Raw genomic sequence first — 17,686 nt, forward strand, 5'->3', positions numbered from 1 at the left:
ATAAAATATGAGCAATCAAAACAACAAATCGGCTTTAGCAACCTTAGTCACCGTTTTCTTTTTCTGGGGATTTATTGCTGCATCCAACAGTGTATTTATTCCTTTTTGTAAAACGTATTTTAACATTGACCAGTTTCAATCGCAATTGGTAGATTTTGCCTTTTATGGTGCGTATTACATAGGTGCTTTGTTATTATTTATTCTGTCTGGTTCTATCAAAAAAGACATTATGAATAATTGGGGCTACAAAAATGGGATTATATACGGTTTATTACTTTCAGCTGTTGGTGCTTTTGTAATGTATCCTGTAACAGCAGGTGCCGAACAAGGTCAAACTGGTGTATTTTACTTGGTGCTCATCGCGTATTTTATTGTTGCCTTAGGCTTCTCGCTGCAACAGACTGCTGCCAATCCATTTGCTATTGCACTTGGCGACCCAAAAACTGGTTCGCATCGTTTAAATTTAGCTGGAGGTATTAATTCCTTCGGAACAACCATAGGTCCTGTTGTGGTAAGTTTAGTCATTTTTGGATCTGCAAGTTGGAGCTCTGATGAATTAGCATCTATGATTGCTAATAATGAAATTACGCTAATGACTGTGCAACAGCTTTATCTTGGAGTTGGTGTTTTATTTTTAGTTGCTGCTGCATTATTCTACTTCTCTAAAAAATTACCATCATTAAAATCTGAAACAGCTTTTGAACCAGCTAATAAAGCCAGAAACCTACTTGTTTTATTGACAGTTGTCGTTTTAGGATGCATAGGATATGTAATTGGTTCGTATGTAGGAAAAAATGAAACTAACGAAAAATTAGAACAACTAAGATTGATTTTATTATTTATTGCCCTAATTTCCGTCGTTATTGCTGTATTTTACGCATATACTAGCGCATCAAAAAAGCCAGAAGGCTGGGGAGCAATGAAGTATCCTCAATTAGTCCTAGGCATGCTTGCAATCTTTACATACGTTGGAGTTGAAGTTACTGTAGGAAGTAACTTAGGAGAACTTTTAAAACAGGAAATTGAAAATTCCGGCTTAAACATGCTTGGTCTTCCCGCTCTAAACGACTCTCAACTAGGCTCATACATCTCATTATATTGGGGCGGATTAATGATTGGTCGTTGGGTTGGTGCCATTACTGTTTTTAATCCAAGTAAAGGTCTTAAAAAAGCCTTGCTTATCATTGTTCCTTACATTGCCTTTGGTGTTATCATTCTAGTTAATTCAATAAAGTACAGTTTCAGTTCTGACGAAATTTTATTTTTCGCCATTTGTATTGCGGTTCAAATCGGTGGTTTCTTCTTAGCTAAGGACAAACCTGTTCAAACTCTAAAAATCTTTAGTTTATTAGGCATCATTGCAATACTTATTGGTCTATTTGCTTCTGGTAATGTGGCTTTATTCGCTTTTATATCTGGTGGGTTATTTTGCTCTATAATGTGGCCTTGTATTTTCACATTGAGTATTGCAGGTTTAGGCAAGTACACTTCTCAAGGTTCATCATTTTTAATAATGATGATTTTAGGTGGAGCCATCATTCCACCAGTACAAGGAAAATTGGCTGATGTATTTACCATACAATCGTCGTATTGGATGGCTGTTGCTTGCTTTGCTTATCTTTTGTTTTATGCGTTTAGAACTAAGACCGTTTTAGACAAACAAGGTGTTGAATACTAAATTTCATTTATGCTTAAAAACATTTTTTTTATACTTAGTTTAAGCCTTTTCTTTTGCTCTTGTAATGACAATAATCAAGAGGAGAATTCTAAAAACATTCCCACTCTAGATTATACTCAATATGTAAATCCATTTATAGGAACCAGCAAAATGGGTCACGTTTTTCCTGGTGCATCAACACCTTTTGGAATGGTACAATTAAGTCCACAGACTAACTTTGAGGTAATGTTTAAAGACGACGGGAGTTACAATACCGAAACCTACGAATATTGTGCTGGCTACCAACACAAGGATTCTACAATAATAGGATTTGCGCACACTAATTTTAGTGGTACAGGACACTCAGACCTTGGCGATTTTTTAATAATGCCTACTACCGGAAATCTTGTATTAGACCCAATAGAGTCTAACGACACAAAAGGTTTTTATTCTACATTCTCACACGATAAAGAGGATGCTTCACCAGGTTATTACAAAGTAGATTTAGACAGTTACAACATTAAGGCTGAACTAACCGCTAGCGAGCGTGTTGGGTTTCATCAATATACGTTTCCAGAATCTAAGAATGCGCATATCATTTTAGATATGGTTTACAATGTTTATCATCACGATAATAAAAATATATGGACATTCATTAGAGTAGAAAACGACTCAACCATAACAGGCTACAGGCAAACCAAAGGTTGGGCAAGAGATAAGAAAGTATTTTTTGCAGCAAAATTCTCTAAACCTTTTACCAGCTATGGTCATAAAAAATATGACAACGTGAAATATGATGGGTTTTACAGACGTTTTAAGCAGGATGAAAATTTCCCAGAAATGGCAGGTAAGGACATAAGAGCATATTTTAATTTTAATACAAGTGAAAACGAACAAATAAAAATAAAATTCGCACTATCATCTGTAAGTTCTGCTGGTGCTATGAAGAATTTAGAAACCGAAATTCCGCATTGGGATTTTGAAAAAACAAAACAAGAAACCCAACAAAAATGGAATAAAGAGCTATCTAAAATTGAAGTTGAAACTTTAACCGAAGCACAAAAAACAACATTTTACACCGCTCTTTATCACACCAACTTATCACCTATTATTTATGAAGATGTAGATGGACAATACAGAGGTTTAGACCAAAACATTCATCAATCTGATGGTTTTACCAACTATACTATTTTCTCGCTTTGGGACACTTACAGAGCACTGCATCCTTTATTCAATATAACACAGCCGGAGCGCAACAATGATATGATAAAATCTATGTTAGCTCACCACGATGAAAGTGTTCATAATATGCTTCCTATTTGGAGTCATTACGCAAATGAAAACTGGTGTATGATTGGCTACCACGCTACTTCGGTAATTGCAGATGCTATGGCTAAAAATGTTGGTGATTTTGACTATAATCGTGCATTAGAAGCATCCGTTAATACAGCCAGCGTAAGTTATTTTGATGGATTAGGCGACTACATAGATTACAAATATGTACCTGATGATAAAAGCCATTCTTCAGTATCCAAAACTTTAGAATATGCCTACAATGATTGGTGTATTTTACAAATGGCGCAAAAAGTAGGTCATCAAGCTCTCGAACAAGAGTTTTACGAACGCTCTAAATATTACAAAAACGTTTACGATCCTCACATAGGTTTTATGCGTCCAAAATTATCTGATGGTAAATTTAGAGAAGATTTTGACCCAATGGACACGCATGGACAAGGATTTATTGAAGGTAATGCTTGGAATTACGGACTATACGTTCCTCAAAACATAGATGGTATGATAGATATGATGGGAGGAAAAGACAGGTTTAGCCAACACCTGGATTCTCTTTTCACAATGGAAATTGACGATAAATACATTGCCAAACACGAGGACATTACCAGAGATGGTATAATTGGCAATTATGTTCACGGTAACGAACCTGGCCATCATATTCCTTACCTTTACAACTGGACCAATAATCCTGAAAAAACTCAAGCAAGAGTTAGAATGATTATGGACACAATGTATGGAGCTTCGGTTGAAGGGCTCTGTGGTAACGATGACGCAGGACAAATGAGTGCTTGGTATATATTCAGTAGTTTAGGGTTTTACCCTGTAACACCAGGATCAGCAGATTATGCTTTAGGAAGTCCTCTAGTAAAAGAAGCCAAAATTCATTTAGAAAATGGCAAAACACTTTCTATTACAGCTAATAATCAGAGTAAAGACAACGTATATGTAAAAAGCATTTCAATTAATGGAAAACCAATTGAAGGCACTTCAATATCACATCAAGACATTATGAATGGAGGTAAGATAATTTTTGAAATGTCTAACCAACCAAAATAAACACAATATGAACCGCAGAAAATTCATTAAAAATACATCCATAACAGGAATTGGTTTGGCACTAGGAAGCTCAATGGTAAGTTGTGCAGAAAACAATTCTGAAAAACCCACAGTTGCTGAAGTCTCTGACAAATCTGAAGCTGGCTTCCCAATGGTCATAGCTACCTGGCACGTAAAAAATGCAACAGCAAAAGCTATGGAAGTGTTACAAACTGGCGGAACTTCTCTAGATGCTGTTGAACAAGGTTGTATGGTAGAAGAAGCTGACATTAAAAACAGTTCTGTAGGCAAAGGAGGTTTACCGGATAGAGATGGAAATGTGACGCTAGATGCATGTATAATGGATAAACATGGTAATTGTGGCTCTGTGGTTTACCTTAAAGAAATAACTCATGCGGTTTCAGTAGCCAGAAAGGTTATGGAAGATACTCCTCACGTAATGTTGGCTGGAGAAGGCGCCAAGCAATTTGCACTATCAAATGGTTTTAAAACTGAAAATTTGCTTACAGAAAGTTCTAAAAAGGCCTGGGAAGAGTGGAAAGTGGAATCAGAATACAAACCCATAATTAACATAGAAAACCATGACACTATTGGTATGCTTGCCATTGATAAGAATGGCGATATTGCAGGAGCTTGTACCACAAGTGGATTAGCCTACAAAATGCAAGGACGCATTGGTGATTCACCAATAATAGGTTCAGGATTATTTATTGATAATGAAATTGGTGGTTGTGTAGCTACAGGTTTAGGCGAGGAAGTTGTTAAAACCGTTGGCAGCTTTTTGGTTGTAGAATTAATGCGACAAGGCAAATCACCTCAACAAGCTTGTGAAGAAGCAATTAGCAGAATCGTAAGCAAACCAAACAGCAACTATAAAGACTTTCAAGTTGGTTATATTGCTGTAAATAAAAAAGGAGAAACTGGGAGTTACTCTATTCATCAGTGGTTTAGCATGACCAAATTTCAAAATGGTAAAAACGAACAAATTCAAGCTGACTTTTATAACAAAGTTTAGATTTCAAAAAACTATTTATCTAAAAAAATAGATTTATATCGTCTTTTTTTGAAACTCACATTCTGCTTAGTAACTTGCTATATAAATAAACAAGATTGTTCCCTACAAAATGTCTACCATAAGAGTACTTATAGTTGAAGATGACCCTATTATTGGAGAGGATATTCATGATATGCTTACCAATGTAGATTATAGCGTTGTATCTGTAGCATATTCTAAAACAGAAGCCATAAAGGTTATTAATGATGAGCAGCCAGATTTAGTGCTTTTAGACATTAACCTAGACGGAGATTTTGAAGGTTTTGAAGTTGCTGAACATATAAACAAAACCCGAAGAATTCCTTTTTTATACCTCACTTCGTATTCTGGCAAAGAAATTTTAGAGCGTGCCAAACCTACAATGCCTATGGGTTACATTGTAAAACCCTTTAACGAAGAAGAATTATACTCTAATATTGAAGTGGCTCTTTACAATTTTTCAAAATTTGTTTTGCCTACAGAATTTCAGATAGAAACTATTAATTCTAAAATAAACACTCCTCTAACTCAAAAGGAATTTGAGACACTCAAAGGTTTGTACCATGGCAAAACCAACAGACAACTTGCCGAATCTCAATTTGTAAGTGTAAATACTGTAAAAACACATATTAAAAACATCTATGAAAAGATGGGTACACACACAAGGTTAGAGACCATAGCTCAAATAAATTCGCTTTTAGGCTACTAACACTACTTAGGCATCGTTATAGAAACTTCTGTTCCGTTGGCATTGTTAATATTTATTGAAGCTTTTAGCTTTTGTGATAGCGATCTTATAAGGCGCTGCCCAAATGAAGTTTCGTTTGCTTTTTGTTTTAGATTTTCTTCCATTCCTACTCCATTATCCTTAATCCTTAGAGTATAATTACTTTCGTCTTCTTGCATTTCTACATCAATACTCGGATTACCAGACCAATCCTCAGGAAAACCATGCTTTAAGGAATTTGTAACCAACTCGTTTACTATAAGTCCAATTGGAATTACAGATTCCACATCCATTTTTAAATTGTTGGCATCAATATGAAAAGCAACATCGTCTTCAGATTTATTATAAGAATTGAGAATACTTTTTACTAGACCTTCAAAATAATTTTGTATATCTACAGTAGTTAAATCCTCACCAACATAAAGGTTTTTATGCAACAAAGCCATAGATTGCACACGATTTCTACCTTTTTGAAGCACCTCATAAACATCCTTATCTTCAACATATTTTGATTGAAGATTCAATAGACTAGATACCATCTGAAGATTATTCTTAACGCGATGATGGGTCTCGTGCAATAACAATTCACGATCCTTAAGCGCCTTAGTTATGGTGTCATTCTTCTTCTTTATTTTTTTATTGAATTGCAACAGAACTATAGCGGCAACACCCAATAACCCAAGACCTATTAATGATATTATCATAATAGCTCTGGACCTTGACAGCTTTGTTTCTTTAATTTCATTTTCCTTATTAAGAAGAGCTATTTCTGCATCCTTTTTTTGTTGGTTGTAGCGCGCATCTTTTTCGGCTATAATTTCAATAGACTCATTAGAATAAATAGAATCGTTTATCTTCTTAAATGCTTTAAAATTGGTGAGTGCACTCTTATGATCTCCTTTTTTTTCGTAGGCTTCAGCAAGTAAATCGTATGCTCTCAGTTCCTGGTAAAGGGATTCGTGTTCTTCAAAAGAGAACACATCCTTTAAATGCGATATGGCTTCATTGTAGCGATTTAACTTAATTAAAATTTCGCCCATGTTAATTTTAGATTCACATAGATTGTAGGTGCTACTTAAATTTTCACGGATTTTTAAAGCTTTTAAATGTTCATCATACGCTTCATTAAGTCTGTTTTGTTCTTGTCTTAAAACTCCTAAAAAATCATGATGAAATCCCATTTCTCTTAGCGTTGGAAAAACAACATTGTACTCCTTTTGTTTCATTAAGTGATACTCAGCCTTTTCATAATCTCCCAAATCGGTATAAACCATACCTAAATTAGCATTAACGCTAGCCAAGCCAGCACTATCTTTTAATTTTTCGAATTGGGTTAACGCTTTTAAATACTGTTCTTTTCCTTTTTCTAGCTGATCTACATTAAGATAAAAACCAGCCAAAGTTTTATTAATATGAGCCTTTTGCTTTGCACTACCTATGTTATCGTAAATCTTTGCAGCCTCAAGAAGCTTATTTTGAGATGCTACATTATTGCCCAAAAACATGCTTATAGTTCCTATAAAATGCGCGCTCTTGGCTATATCGATAGAATCATTTTGTCTTTTAGAATAGTTGTAAATATTATTATAATAATCAAGTGCTGTTTTATAATCTCCGTGCCATCTATGACTCGCTGCTAAAATATAATTAGTACGTCTTAGTTCTGAACTATCTTTTAGATTAATGACCTCTTTTTTTAATTTATTGGCTAAATGTTCTGCCAAATCCGGATCTCGCTGAACTAAATATTCACCCAACAGAAAATAGGCTTCCTTTTTGGCCTTAATGCTTTTTGCAGAATCAATAACCAATTGCAAACTATCTTGATAAGCATCTGGTATTGCATCTTGCCCAAAACTTAAATTACAGAAAATAAAGCAAAAAAATAAGCAAATTAAATACTGCTTCATGAAATATTGTATTAAAGTACAAATGTAAGAAACCTGTTTTTTACAAAAACCACCCAAAGGAATGAAAAAATAAATCATTAATTGTCAGAATTTTACACCCTATTATTCAACCCTCAACAAAATGAATACAACCAGTCCTGATAAAACAAAAGATAAACTAAGTAAGAATCCGATTAAAAATTTTGCTGTAGGTATTATAGTTATGATTATTTTTTTAATTGGCCATAGTCTATTTGCTCAAGTTGGAGTGGGCAATACTAATCCCCAAGCACAATTAGACATTAGTGCTTCTAACACTACTTCCCCAACCAACCAAGATGGTATATTAATACCTCGTGTTGTTAATCTTCCTGCCAATGGTGTAATGACTTCTGCACAAGATGGTATGTTGGTATTCTACGATAACACATCAGAAGACGGTAAAGGCTTTTATTATTGGGATGACACAGCCAATGATTGGATTAAAATTGCCAGTGGAACAATAAGTGATGACTGGGCAATATCAGGGAATAGCATTAATACAAATAATTTCCTGGGTACTACCAACAACCAACCAATAAAGTTTAGAACTAACAATACGCAACGAATGATTCTTGATATAGATGGCGACTTAGGAATAAACCAAAATTTTACTAGCGCCACATTAGATATAGGCTTTACAGATGGTAAAAATGTTATTGAAGCAACAGGCAATTATACCTCAATTATTCCTACTACAATAGTTTCTAACATATCTGGACCAACATTAGCCAATAGTGCAGAGATTAACAATGGCATGACTCAATCATTTACTACGACATATGATGGCGAATTAAATTATATTCAATTTTATGCTAGAGGCTCTACTAATGGAAATCAAGATACAAGAATAATAATACGTAGAAATGGAGCTGTAATTTATAATCAGGTTTTTTCAATAAGTTACACAACATCAAGTTTAATGAAAACTGTTAATTTCCCTACCGGTATTCCTATTACTACAGGATTTAATTATACAGTTGAAATAGAGGACGTTGACTATTCTTGGCCTTCATCTTCTATATATGGTTATTTCTCAACCTCTAACACATATAACAACGGTAACGCTAGTGGTAATGCTCCTACATCAGGCGACCTAGCCTTAAGAGTAAATATCAACAGAGAAGTGTCCTCTACTGGTAATGTTTTTGTACTTAATGATGACGGACAATTAAGCATAGGACATGCAAATCCTTCTGCAACATTAGATGTTGTAGGCAACTTTCAATATGTAGATGGCAATCAATCGTCAGGTAACATATTAGTTTCAGATAATAACGGTAATGCTGGCTGGTCAGATCCAACAACCGTATTTACCGACACGGATGACCAAAATCTAACTTCTGCAATTCTTACTGGTACTACACTTAATTTAGCCATTGAAAACGGAACAGGTGCATCTGTAAACTTAGCTGCTCTACAAGATGGAACCGGAACTGATGACCAAAACCTAACTTCTGCAACTCTTACTGGTACTACACTTAATTTAGCCATTGAAAACGGAACAGGTGCATCTGTAAACTTGGCTGCTCTACAAGATGGAACCGGAACTGATGATCAAAACCTAACTTCTGCAACTCTTACTGGCACTACACTTAATTTAGATATTGAAAACGGAACAGGTGCATCTGTAAACTTAGCTGCTCTACAAGATGGAACCGGAACTGATGACCAAAACCTAACTTCTGCAACTCTTACTGGCACTACACTTAATTTAGATATTGAAAACGGAACAGGTGCATCTGTAAACTTAGCTGCTCTACAAGATGGAACCGGAACTGATGATCAAAACATACAAAATCTAGGTTTTAATACCTCTACAAATATTTTAACAGTTGGTATAGAAAATGGCACAGCTCAAACTGTTAACCTGTCGACTTTGAACAATACTGGAAATGACTGGTCTATTAATGGAAATTCTGGAACAAATCCAACAACAAATTTTATCGGCACAACCGACAACCAAGATTTAGCTTTCAGAACAAATAATGTAGAAAAAGTACGTATTACTGCAAAAGGTCAAATTGAAACTACTCAACTACAATCTGTATGGATTGGAGAAAATGCTGGTAATTCAGTTACATCAGGAACAAGAAACACTCTTGTTGGAAGAAATGCAGGTACAGCTATAACTACTGGCCTTGACAATACCGCTATAGGAGGTTTAACACTTTCTAACTTATCTACAGGAATAGACAATACTTCCATTGGACTTGGAGCTTTATTATACCTTCAAAATGGAAACGGAAACACATTTGTTGGAGAACAGTCTGGAGAAAATCTAGCTACTGGTAATTATAATACCGTCTTAGGTCACCTTGCAGGAGAAAACATGAATGGTTCTGCTAATATTTTTATAGGCTATCAAGCAGGAAATAGCACTACAGGCAGTAATAAATTAATCATTGATAACAGTGATGATGGTACTAATTCATTTATTTATGGTGAAATGGATAATGAAATTCTACGCGCAAATGCCGAGGTACAAGTTATTAGAAATAGTACTGGTACAATATCTCATCTTGACTTAATAGAGACAACAGCAAATGATGGTAGTCGCTTAAAGTTTTCTAATTCAACAGAAACAACAAATAACTGGTTACTTTATGGAAGAGCAGACAACACAGATGCAGATAGTCGTTTAAATATTTTCTATTCTGGTTCTGGCAATATAATCGAAATATATGGAGACAATACTGTAGAACTGAATGGACAATTGGGTGTTAATCTAAACAATCCAACTTATGCTATACATTTACCTAACAACCCTACGATAGGCACTGGTCAAGGTCGTGCTAACGCTTGGACAACCTATAGTGATTCTCGCGTAAAGAGCAACCAACAACAAATAGAAAATGGTCTTGCTATAATCAATAAAATGGTACCTAAAACATACTTTCATCATAGCGGGAATATAGAAAATGGGATTCTTAATATAACAGATAATGGAGAACACACATTGGGTTTTATTGCACAAGAACTTTACGAAATATTACCTGAAGCTGTCCAAAAACCTGAAGATGAAAACGAATCCTTATGGTCTATTAATTATGATAAGGTCATTCCAGTAACTGTAAAAGCTATTCAAGAATTAAACAAAAAAATTGAAATTCTAGAAACAGAAAATGCAAAACTTAAATCCAAACTCAATCAACTTGAAGCTTTAGAAGCAAGAGTTTTGGCATTGGAAAACAACAACTCAAGTAATGTAAATAATACAACTGAAGATTAAAAATAATTGTTTTCAAAGACAATTATGATTTTGGGCGAGAAAGCCGCAGTAGGGAGCGGCTTTTTCAAGCTCAAATAAAAAGAGAATTTATTCTCAGTTACGTGAAAATTTTAACTATTAGTTAATTTTTAGTTTTTGGAAAGAGTCGCTGTAGGGAGCGGCTTTTTTCTTTTTATTAAAACCACCTTATAGTTAACCTTGCTAGTTTCTCCTTAAAATTAGTGTATGGAGGAAAAAGCAATTCATTAATACCAACAGTATGTTGTTTTACCACAGCACGTTGGTTACTAAAAGCTTTAAAACCATAATAACCATGACTTTTACCTATACCACTATTATTTACACCTCCAAAAGGTAGGTTATGGTTAGCATAATGAATCACATTATTATTAATGCACGTACCTCCTGCTCTGGTATTCTTAACAACCTTATCTATATTACGCTTACTATTACTATAAATGTACAAAGCCAAAGGACGCTCTTTTTTATTGATATAGGTAATGGCTTCATCTAATGTTTTATAGGTTACCACAGGTAATATTGGACCAAATATCTCTTCCTTTAGTAAAGTAGCATCCTCACTCACATTAGCAACAATAGTAGGAGCTATATATTTTGAAGCCTTATCTACTACTCCACCTATACTTATATTAGCGTCAAGCTTTTTTGCATTTTCCAAATGAGCTTGCAAACGATTAAAATGTTTATCCGTTACTATCCTTCCATAAGAATCTGATGTTTTAGGTTCATTTGTAAAATAATGCTCTATCCACTTTTTGCAGGCTTTAGTAAACTTCTCTCTAATGGTTTCATCAATTAAGATATAATCTGGTGACACACAAATTTGCCCTGCATTCATAAACTTTCCCCAAACAATTCGCTTTGCGGCTTTATCGATATTTGCAGTACTATCTATTATTGTTGGAGATTTACCACCTAGTTCCAATGTTACTGATGCCAAATGCTTTGCTGCTGCAGACATTACTATCTTACCAACATGAGGCGAACCTGTAAAAAAGATATGATTAAAAGGCAATTGTAATAATTTAGTTGAGGTTTCCACTTCTCCCTCTATTAAGGCAACTTCTTTCTCTTCAAAAACAGTTCTTATAATTTCAGCCATCAACGCTGAAGAATTTGGAGTCATCTCAGATGGCTTTATAATTACAGAATTGCCAGCAGCTATTGCAGACACTAAAGGCCCAAAAGTTAAGTTAAATGGAAAATTCCAAGGAGAAATAATCAAACAAACACCTTTAGGTTCATATATATAATACGAACTAGATCCAAACATAGACATAGGCGTATCTACTCTTTGCTTTCGCATCCATTGTCGTAGATTAGATTTTGCAAATTTGATTTCGCTTATAATTGGATATATCTCAGTAAGTTCTGCTTCAACCTTAGGTTTATTTAAATCCCTTTTTAAAGCTTCAAGTATTTTATCTCTAAATGTTACCTCAATTGCAACCTTAAGCTTCTTTAACAACTTTATCCTATAACTATAAGGCATATTACCAATCTTAAACTGTTGAGATTGTTGTTTCAAATACAACTGATAATATGGATTATTGGTAAAATCTACATCATTTTGATTCATAAGCCTCTTATTTATATTAACACAATGCATTTCGTCGACAATATTTGCAGAGCATCTCTTTTGGTCTGAAAATCAATAATTTTCATCTAGCAAAACACCCATTTTAAAGGGCTACAAGCTCATTTTGTGTATTTCACCGATGATTTTAACTAACAAGTGTCAGTTATCTAAACAACTTGGTCATTCGTCCAAAAGTTTCACTACAAACAAAGAATCCTACGTTACTTTGAATCGAAATTAAAACAAAACGATTTAATAACAATGAAAAAAGGTTTAGTCATATTAGCTTTCTTAACAATGTCTCTAGCAGGATTCGCTCAGCAAGACGTTGTAAGTAACATTGAGACTGAATTAGTTGAAACAGTTAAATCTGAAAAGCCTGAAGTTGCTAAAGCTACTATTTCTGCTAAAGCTAAGGCTAAGGTTTTAAAAATGAACCACAAAAAAAGTAACGAGATTATAAGTATTAAAGCTTACAGAAAAAGTCTTCAAATAAAAGTTAAGACTGTAAAGCTTTGCTAATTAATATGCTATTAACCATTAAAAAGCCGAAACATAAGTTTCGGCTTTTTTTTATTCTATAAGTACCGCTAAGTTTTGTAGTTTTATAGACTTCAAAATTTCAAAAAATGTCAGACCAAAAACGTGTTTTCCTAGTCGATGCTTACGCCCTAATTTTCCGTGGGTATTATGCTTTTATAAAAAATCCAAGAATCAACTCAAAAGGCATCGATACGTCGGCCATTATGGGTTTTATGAACTCACTTTTAGATGTTATAAAACGTGAGCGTCCAGACCATTTAGCCGTATGTTTCGATAAAGGCGGAAGTACCGACCGTGTAGAAATGTTTGAGGCTTACAAAGCCAACAGAGACGAAACGCCAGAAGCCATAAAAGTTGCCGTACCATACATTCAAGAGATTTTAAAAGCCATGCATATTCCTATTATGGTGAAGGAAGGTTATGAAGCCGACGACGTTATAGGAACCCTATCAAAACAAGCCGAAAAACAAGGTTATCAAACCTTTATGGTTACACCTGATAAAGATTTTGCACAGTTAGTGTCTGAAAATATTTTTATGTACCGCCCAAAATCGTTTGGTGGTGGTTATGAAACTTGGGGCATTCCTGAAGTACAGAAAAAGTTTGAAGTTGAAGACCCTTTACAGGTGATTGATTTCTTAGGAATGATGGGCGATGCGAGTGATAATATTCCAGGTTTACCAGGTGTTGGTGAGAAAACCGCGAAAAAATTCCTGAAAGCCTACGGAAGTATGGAAGGTTTATTTGAAAACATCCACGAGCTGAAAGGTAAAATGAAGGAGAAGGTAGAAGCTAACCAAGAATTAGGTTTACTATCGAAAAAACTGGCTACCATAATGCTTGATGTTCCGGTGGAATTTGATGAAAAAGATTTTGAAATGTGCGACCCAGACATTGAAGCAGTTAAAACCATTTTTCAAGATTTAGAGTTTAGACGACTTACTGAAAATTTCTTAAAAACTTTTGCTGCGGAAGATACTCAAGCAACTGCTGAGACAACATCGAAAACGGAGGAAAAAGCAAAACCAAAAACAATCTCAACGGCTGGCGCAGGACAATTTTCTCTATTTGGTGGCGATGTTAATGAGGCAGATACCGAAACAAGTTCAGCATCACACATCCGAAAAACCGCAGAAACCACAAGCCATTTTTACCAAAGCGTCGCTTCTGGTATGGCAACAAAACTTTTCATTAAAAATTTAATGAATCAAACTTCGGTGTGTTTTGATACCGAAACCACAGGTTTAAATCCGTTAACTGCAGAATTGGTTGGCATTGCATTTTCATGGGAAGTTGGCAAAGGCTTCTACATGCCATTTCCAGAAGATAAAACCGAAGCACAAGATTTAATCGAAGCGTTACGTCCATTTTTTGAAAGTGAAACCATTGAGAAAATTGGTCAGAATTTAAAATACGACATCAAAGTTTTAGCGAAATACAACATCGAGGTAAAAGGCAAATTGTTCGATACCATGTTAGCGCATTACCTCATCAATCCAGATATGCGCCACAATATGGATGTTTTGGCAGAAACTTATTTGAATTATACACCAATTTCTATTGAAACGTTAATTGGCAAGAAAGGCAAAAATCAGCTTTCAATGCGCGACGTTCCTTTGGAAAAACAAACGGAATACGCGGTTGAAGATGCCGATATCACCCTACAATTAAAAGAACATTTTCAAAATGAATTAGGCGAAGCCAATACCCAAACCTTGTTTGATGATATTGAAATTCCGTTACTGCGCGTTTTAGCAGCTATGGAATTGGAAGGCATTAATTTAGATAAAGACTTTTTAGCGTCACTAGCTGAGCAACTAAACAATGATATTGCTACACTTGAAAAGCGCATTTACGACGCTGCTGGCGAAGAATTCAACATTGCATCACCTAAACAATTGGGTGTTATTTTGTTTGAAAAAATGAAGCTTGTCGACAAACCTAAAAAGACCAAAACTGGGCAATATTCTACTGCAGAAGATGTCTTGAGTTATTTGGCTAAAGACCACGAAATCATCCAAAACATTCTTGATTTTAGAGGTTTAAGCAAGCTTAAAAGCACTTATGTTGATGCGTTACCGCTACAGGTTGAAGAAGCCACAGGACGCGTACACACCGATTATATGCAAACCGTTGCAGCTACTGGACGTTTAAGTAGTAACAACCCGAACTTACAAAACATTCCTATTCGTACAGAGCGTGGTCGTCAAGTGCGAAAGGCGTTTATTCCGCGAAGCGAAGATTACACCCTTTTAGCTGCCGATTATTCTCAAATTGAATTACGTATTATCGCTGCTTTAAGTGAAGAAGAAACCATGATTGAAGCCTTTAACAACGGTGAAGATATTCACGCTTCAACCGCTGCAAAAGTGTTTAATGTGGCTATTGAGGACGTCACGCGCGAACAACGTAGCAACGCTAAAACTGTAAACTTCGGTATTATTTATGGTGTTTCTGCTTTCGGATTAAGCAATCAAACTAATTTATCTCGTAGTGAAGCCAAAGAGTTAATTGACACGTATTACGAAACCTATCCGAAGCTAAAAAATTACATCAGTAAGCAAGTCGATTTTGCGCGCGACCATGGTTATGTGCAGACCGTTTTAGGCCGTCGCAGATATTTAAAAGATATCAATTCTAGAAATGCAGTGGTGCGTGGTGCTGCCGAACGAAATGCGGTAAATGCGCCAATTCAAGGTAGTGCTGCCGACATTATTAAACTTGCTATGATTGCCATTTACAACAAACTTGAAGCTGGCAATTACAAAACAAAAATGCTACTGCAAGTGCACGATGAATTGGTTTTCGACGTTTATAAACCAGAATTAGAAGAGATTTCAAAACTGATTAAAACTGAAATGGAAAATGCTTATAAACTAGCTGTGCCGTTAGATGTTGAGTTAGACACAGGTAACAACTGGCTTGAGGCGCATTAAAGTTTAGAAATAGCCTTTTCTAGAATATTTTTTATCTGGTGCTTTAAACTTTCAGGTTCTATGATTTTTGCATAATCTGAAAAAACGATATACCATCTTGAAAAACCATGTTCTACATAAGGTGTTAAGAACGTCATTTCAACATAATGGGCTTTTACTTTTTCGGATACAAATCCGTGTTGCCATTTGCTATTGTTTATAAATCGAACAACAGATTTATCTACCTGTATAACTACTTTTGTTTTTTCTACGTCATTCAATTTGTTACGGTAATCATCTAAGGTAATGTGCTCTCTTGTAAAACCATGTTGAGTGGGTTTTATGGCTAGCATTCTATCGGTTCTAAATTGTCTGTAATCCTTCCGAAGATGACAAAAACCCAAAACATACCAAAATCCCGTTTCGTGATAAATACCAACAGGCTCTACAAAGCGTTCGGTAGGTATTTCATTGTTAAGCGCCTGATATTTTAGATGCACTTGACGCTTTTCAGCAATACTTTCAAAAAGTACTTCTAGTGCATTTGGCAAATCATCATTAAATAGTTTGTGAGAAGGATCGACAAATATTTGAGATTCTAAAGCAGAAATCCAGTCTTTTTCACGTCCACGTAACACGGATTTCAACTTCAGCATTGCAGATTCGTAGTAATTTCCTAATGATTTATCTACAAACTTTTGCATCAACTTTTCGGCTGCAACAAAACTACCAACTTCTTCGCGTGTAAACATTACAGGTGGCAAACGATACCCTTCCATTATAGAATAACCAACACCTGCCTCACTAATGATAGGCACACCAGAAGCTTCGAGCGTACGAATATCGCGATAAATGGTTCGTAAACTTACCTGAAATCTATCGGCTAATTCTTGTGCTTTTACAATGCGTTTGGATTGTAATTGAATAAGTATGGCTACAATTCTATCAAAACGTTTTACAGTGTCTAAACTCATAATGCTGTAACATATATCCCAAAGATAGGTTTTCAGGTTGAAGTTTGTGTTTAATTTACCCTTCAACATAATCTATTAATCATTAATAATACACAAAAATAGATGTGGTCTATGACAAAGGTTTGTCAGTTGAAATTTTTTAAAACTTTATTTTTTACTACTGACACAAAGCTGTCACTATGCACTTTTAATTTTGATTTCAAATAATAAGAACATCAAAAAACTAAAATCATGGAAACAAACACCAACACTACATTACAAACAGTAATTACATCTGAAGAATTATTAGCCCATTGGCAAGGACATCGTAACTTAACTCGACGTGTTATTGAAGCTTTTTCAGAAAAAGATTTATTCAATTTTTCAATAGGAGGCATGCGTCCTTTCTCTGAAATGGTTGTTGAACTACTAGCTATTGCAACACCTGGCATCAAAGAAATTGTTACTGGTAAAACTGCAGCGTTTAATGAAGATATAAACCATGAAAACAAGAAGGAAAAACTGCTAGAAATTTGGGATAAAACAACCGAAGATATCAACGCGTATTGGCCACAAATAAAGCCAGAACAATTTCATGACACTATTAAAAGTTTTGGGGAATATGAAGGTACTGTTTGGTCTTCTATTTTTTATTTCATTGACAATGAAATTCATCATCGCGGACAAGCCTATGTGTATTTACGTGCTTTAAATATTGAACCACCTTTCTTTTACGAACGCTAAAATTT

The 17,686-nt window shown here is 35.0% G+C and carries 11 protein-coding genes; 8 read left to right on the forward strand and 3 right to left on the reverse strand.

All coding sequences use genetic code 11. The features are described from left to right. Positions 1-7: 7 nt before the first annotated feature. From P7122_RS03570 to P7122_RS03585, 4 genes are all read left to right on the forward strand, one after another. Complete coding sequence (locus P7122_RS03570; protein WP_278004407.1) at positions 8-1,678, forward strand: MFS transporter; 1,671 nt, start codon at positions 8-10, stop codon at positions 1,676-1,678. Positions 1,679-1,687: 9 nt separating this feature from the next. Beyond that, on the forward strand, positions 1,688-4,006 hold the full coding sequence (locus tag P7122_RS03575) for a GH92 family glycosyl hydrolase (protein WP_278004408.1): 2,319 nt from the start codon (positions 1,688-1,690) through the stop codon (positions 4,004-4,006). A gap of 7 nt (positions 4,007-4,013) precedes the next feature. Next, on the forward strand, positions 4,014-5,021 hold the full coding sequence (locus tag P7122_RS03580; RefSeq protein ID WP_278004409.1) for an isoaspartyl peptidase/L-asparaginase family protein: 1,008 nt from the start codon (positions 4,014-4,016) through the stop codon (positions 5,019-5,021). A gap of 109 nt (positions 5,022-5,130) precedes the next feature. Continuing rightward, positions 5,131-5,748: a response regulator transcription factor gene (locus tag P7122_RS03585; RefSeq protein WP_278004410.1), complete on the forward strand. Its 618-nt coding sequence runs from the start codon at positions 5,131-5,133 to the stop codon at positions 5,746-5,748. 2 nt (positions 5,749-5,750) lie between these two features. Here P7122_RS03585 and P7122_RS03590 read toward each other — a convergent pair whose 3' ends face one another. After that, positions 5,751-7,676, reverse strand: coding sequence for a tetratricopeptide repeat-containing sensor histidine kinase (locus P7122_RS03590; protein WP_278004411.1), 1,926 nt, complete (start codon positions 7,674-7,676; stop codon positions 5,751-5,753). A 121-nt stretch (positions 7,677-7,797) separates the two neighbouring features. Here P7122_RS03590 and P7122_RS03595 point away from each other — a divergent pair, with 121 nt between their 5' ends. Next, positions 7,798-10,926: a phage tail-like protein gene (locus tag P7122_RS03595; protein WP_278004412.1), complete on the forward strand. Its 3,129-nt coding sequence runs from the start codon at positions 7,798-7,800 to the stop codon at positions 10,924-10,926. A gap of 175 nt (positions 10,927-11,101) precedes the next feature. On the opposite strand, the gene P7122_RS03600 is transcribed toward P7122_RS03595, so the two are convergent. Beyond that, entirely contained in the window at positions 11,102-12,526 is a 1,425-nt protein-coding gene (locus tag P7122_RS03600; RefSeq protein WP_278004413.1) for an aldehyde dehydrogenase family protein, read from the reverse strand. 261 nt (positions 12,527-12,787) lie between these two features. Between P7122_RS03600 and P7122_RS03605 the strand changes: the two genes are divergently transcribed. Then, positions 12,788-13,048, forward strand: coding sequence for a hypothetical protein (locus P7122_RS03605; protein ID WP_278004414.1), 261 nt, complete (start codon positions 12,788-12,790; stop codon positions 13,046-13,048). 107 nt (positions 13,049-13,155) lie between these two features. After that, on the forward strand, positions 13,156-16,005 hold the full coding sequence (polA, locus tag P7122_RS03610; RefSeq protein ID WP_278004415.1) for a DNA polymerase I: 2,850 nt from the start codon (positions 13,156-13,158) through the stop codon (positions 16,003-16,005). On the opposite strand, the gene P7122_RS03615 is transcribed toward polA, so the two are convergent. Then, on the reverse strand, positions 16,002-16,958 hold the full coding sequence (locus P7122_RS03615; protein WP_278004416.1) for a helix-turn-helix transcriptional regulator: 957 nt from the start codon (positions 16,956-16,958) through the stop codon (positions 16,002-16,004). The genes polA and P7122_RS03615 overlap by 4 nt on opposite strands. 231 nt (positions 16,959-17,189) lie before the next feature. Here P7122_RS03615 and P7122_RS03620 point away from each other — a divergent pair, with 231 nt between their 5' ends. Further along, positions 17,190-17,681: a DinB family protein gene (locus P7122_RS03620; RefSeq protein ID WP_278004417.1), complete on the forward strand. Its 492-nt coding sequence runs from the start codon at positions 17,190-17,192 to the stop codon at positions 17,679-17,681. The last annotated feature ends 5 nt before the right edge of the window (positions 17,682-17,686 follow it).

This window comes from Winogradskyella marincola (assembly GCF_029624125.1).
Classification (GTDB): Bacteria; Bacteroidota; Bacteroidia; order Flavobacteriales; family Flavobacteriaceae; genus Winogradskyella; species Winogradskyella marincola.

What these genes read in the sequence shown, in the direction of transcription:
- P7122_RS03600 (WP_278004413.1), bottom strand. Translation starts at nt 12,526, where the DNA reads ATGAATCAAAATGATGTAGATTTTACCAATAATCCATATTATCAGTTG.
- P7122_RS03605 (WP_278004414.1), top strand. Translation starts at nt 12,788, where the DNA reads ATGAAAAAAGGTTTAGTCATATTAGCTTTCTTAACAATGTCTCTAGCA.
- P7122_RS03580 (WP_278004409.1), top strand. Translation starts at nt 4,014, where the DNA reads ATGAACCGCAGAAAATTCATTAAAAATACATCCATAACAGGAATTGGT.
- P7122_RS03595 (WP_278004412.1), top strand. Translation starts at nt 7,798, where the DNA reads ATGAATACAACCAGTCCTGATAAAACAAAAGATAAACTAAGTAAGAAT.
- polA (WP_278004415.1), top strand. Translation starts at nt 13,156, where the DNA reads ATGTCAGACCAAAAACGTGTTTTCCTAGTCGATGCTTACGCCCTAATT.
- P7122_RS03575 (WP_278004408.1), top strand. Translation starts at nt 1,688, where the DNA reads ATGCTTAAAAACATTTTTTTTATACTTAGTTTAAGCCTTTTCTTTTGC.
- P7122_RS03620 (WP_278004417.1), top strand. Translation starts at nt 17,190, where the DNA reads ATGGAAACAAACACCAACACTACATTACAAACAGTAATTACATCTGAA.
- P7122_RS03590 (WP_278004411.1), bottom strand. Translation starts at nt 7,676, where the DNA reads ATGAAGCAGTATTTAATTTGCTTATTTTTTTGCTTTATTTTCTGTAAT.
- P7122_RS03615 (WP_278004416.1), bottom strand. Translation starts at nt 16,958, where the DNA reads ATGAGTTTAGACACTGTAAAACGTTTTGATAGAATTGTAGCCATACTT.
- P7122_RS03585 (WP_278004410.1), top strand. Translation starts at nt 5,131, where the DNA reads ATGTCTACCATAAGAGTACTTATAGTTGAAGATGACCCTATTATTGGA.
- P7122_RS03570 (WP_278004407.1), top strand. Translation starts at nt 8, where the DNA reads ATGAGCAATCAAAACAACAAATCGGCTTTAGCAACCTTAGTCACCGTT.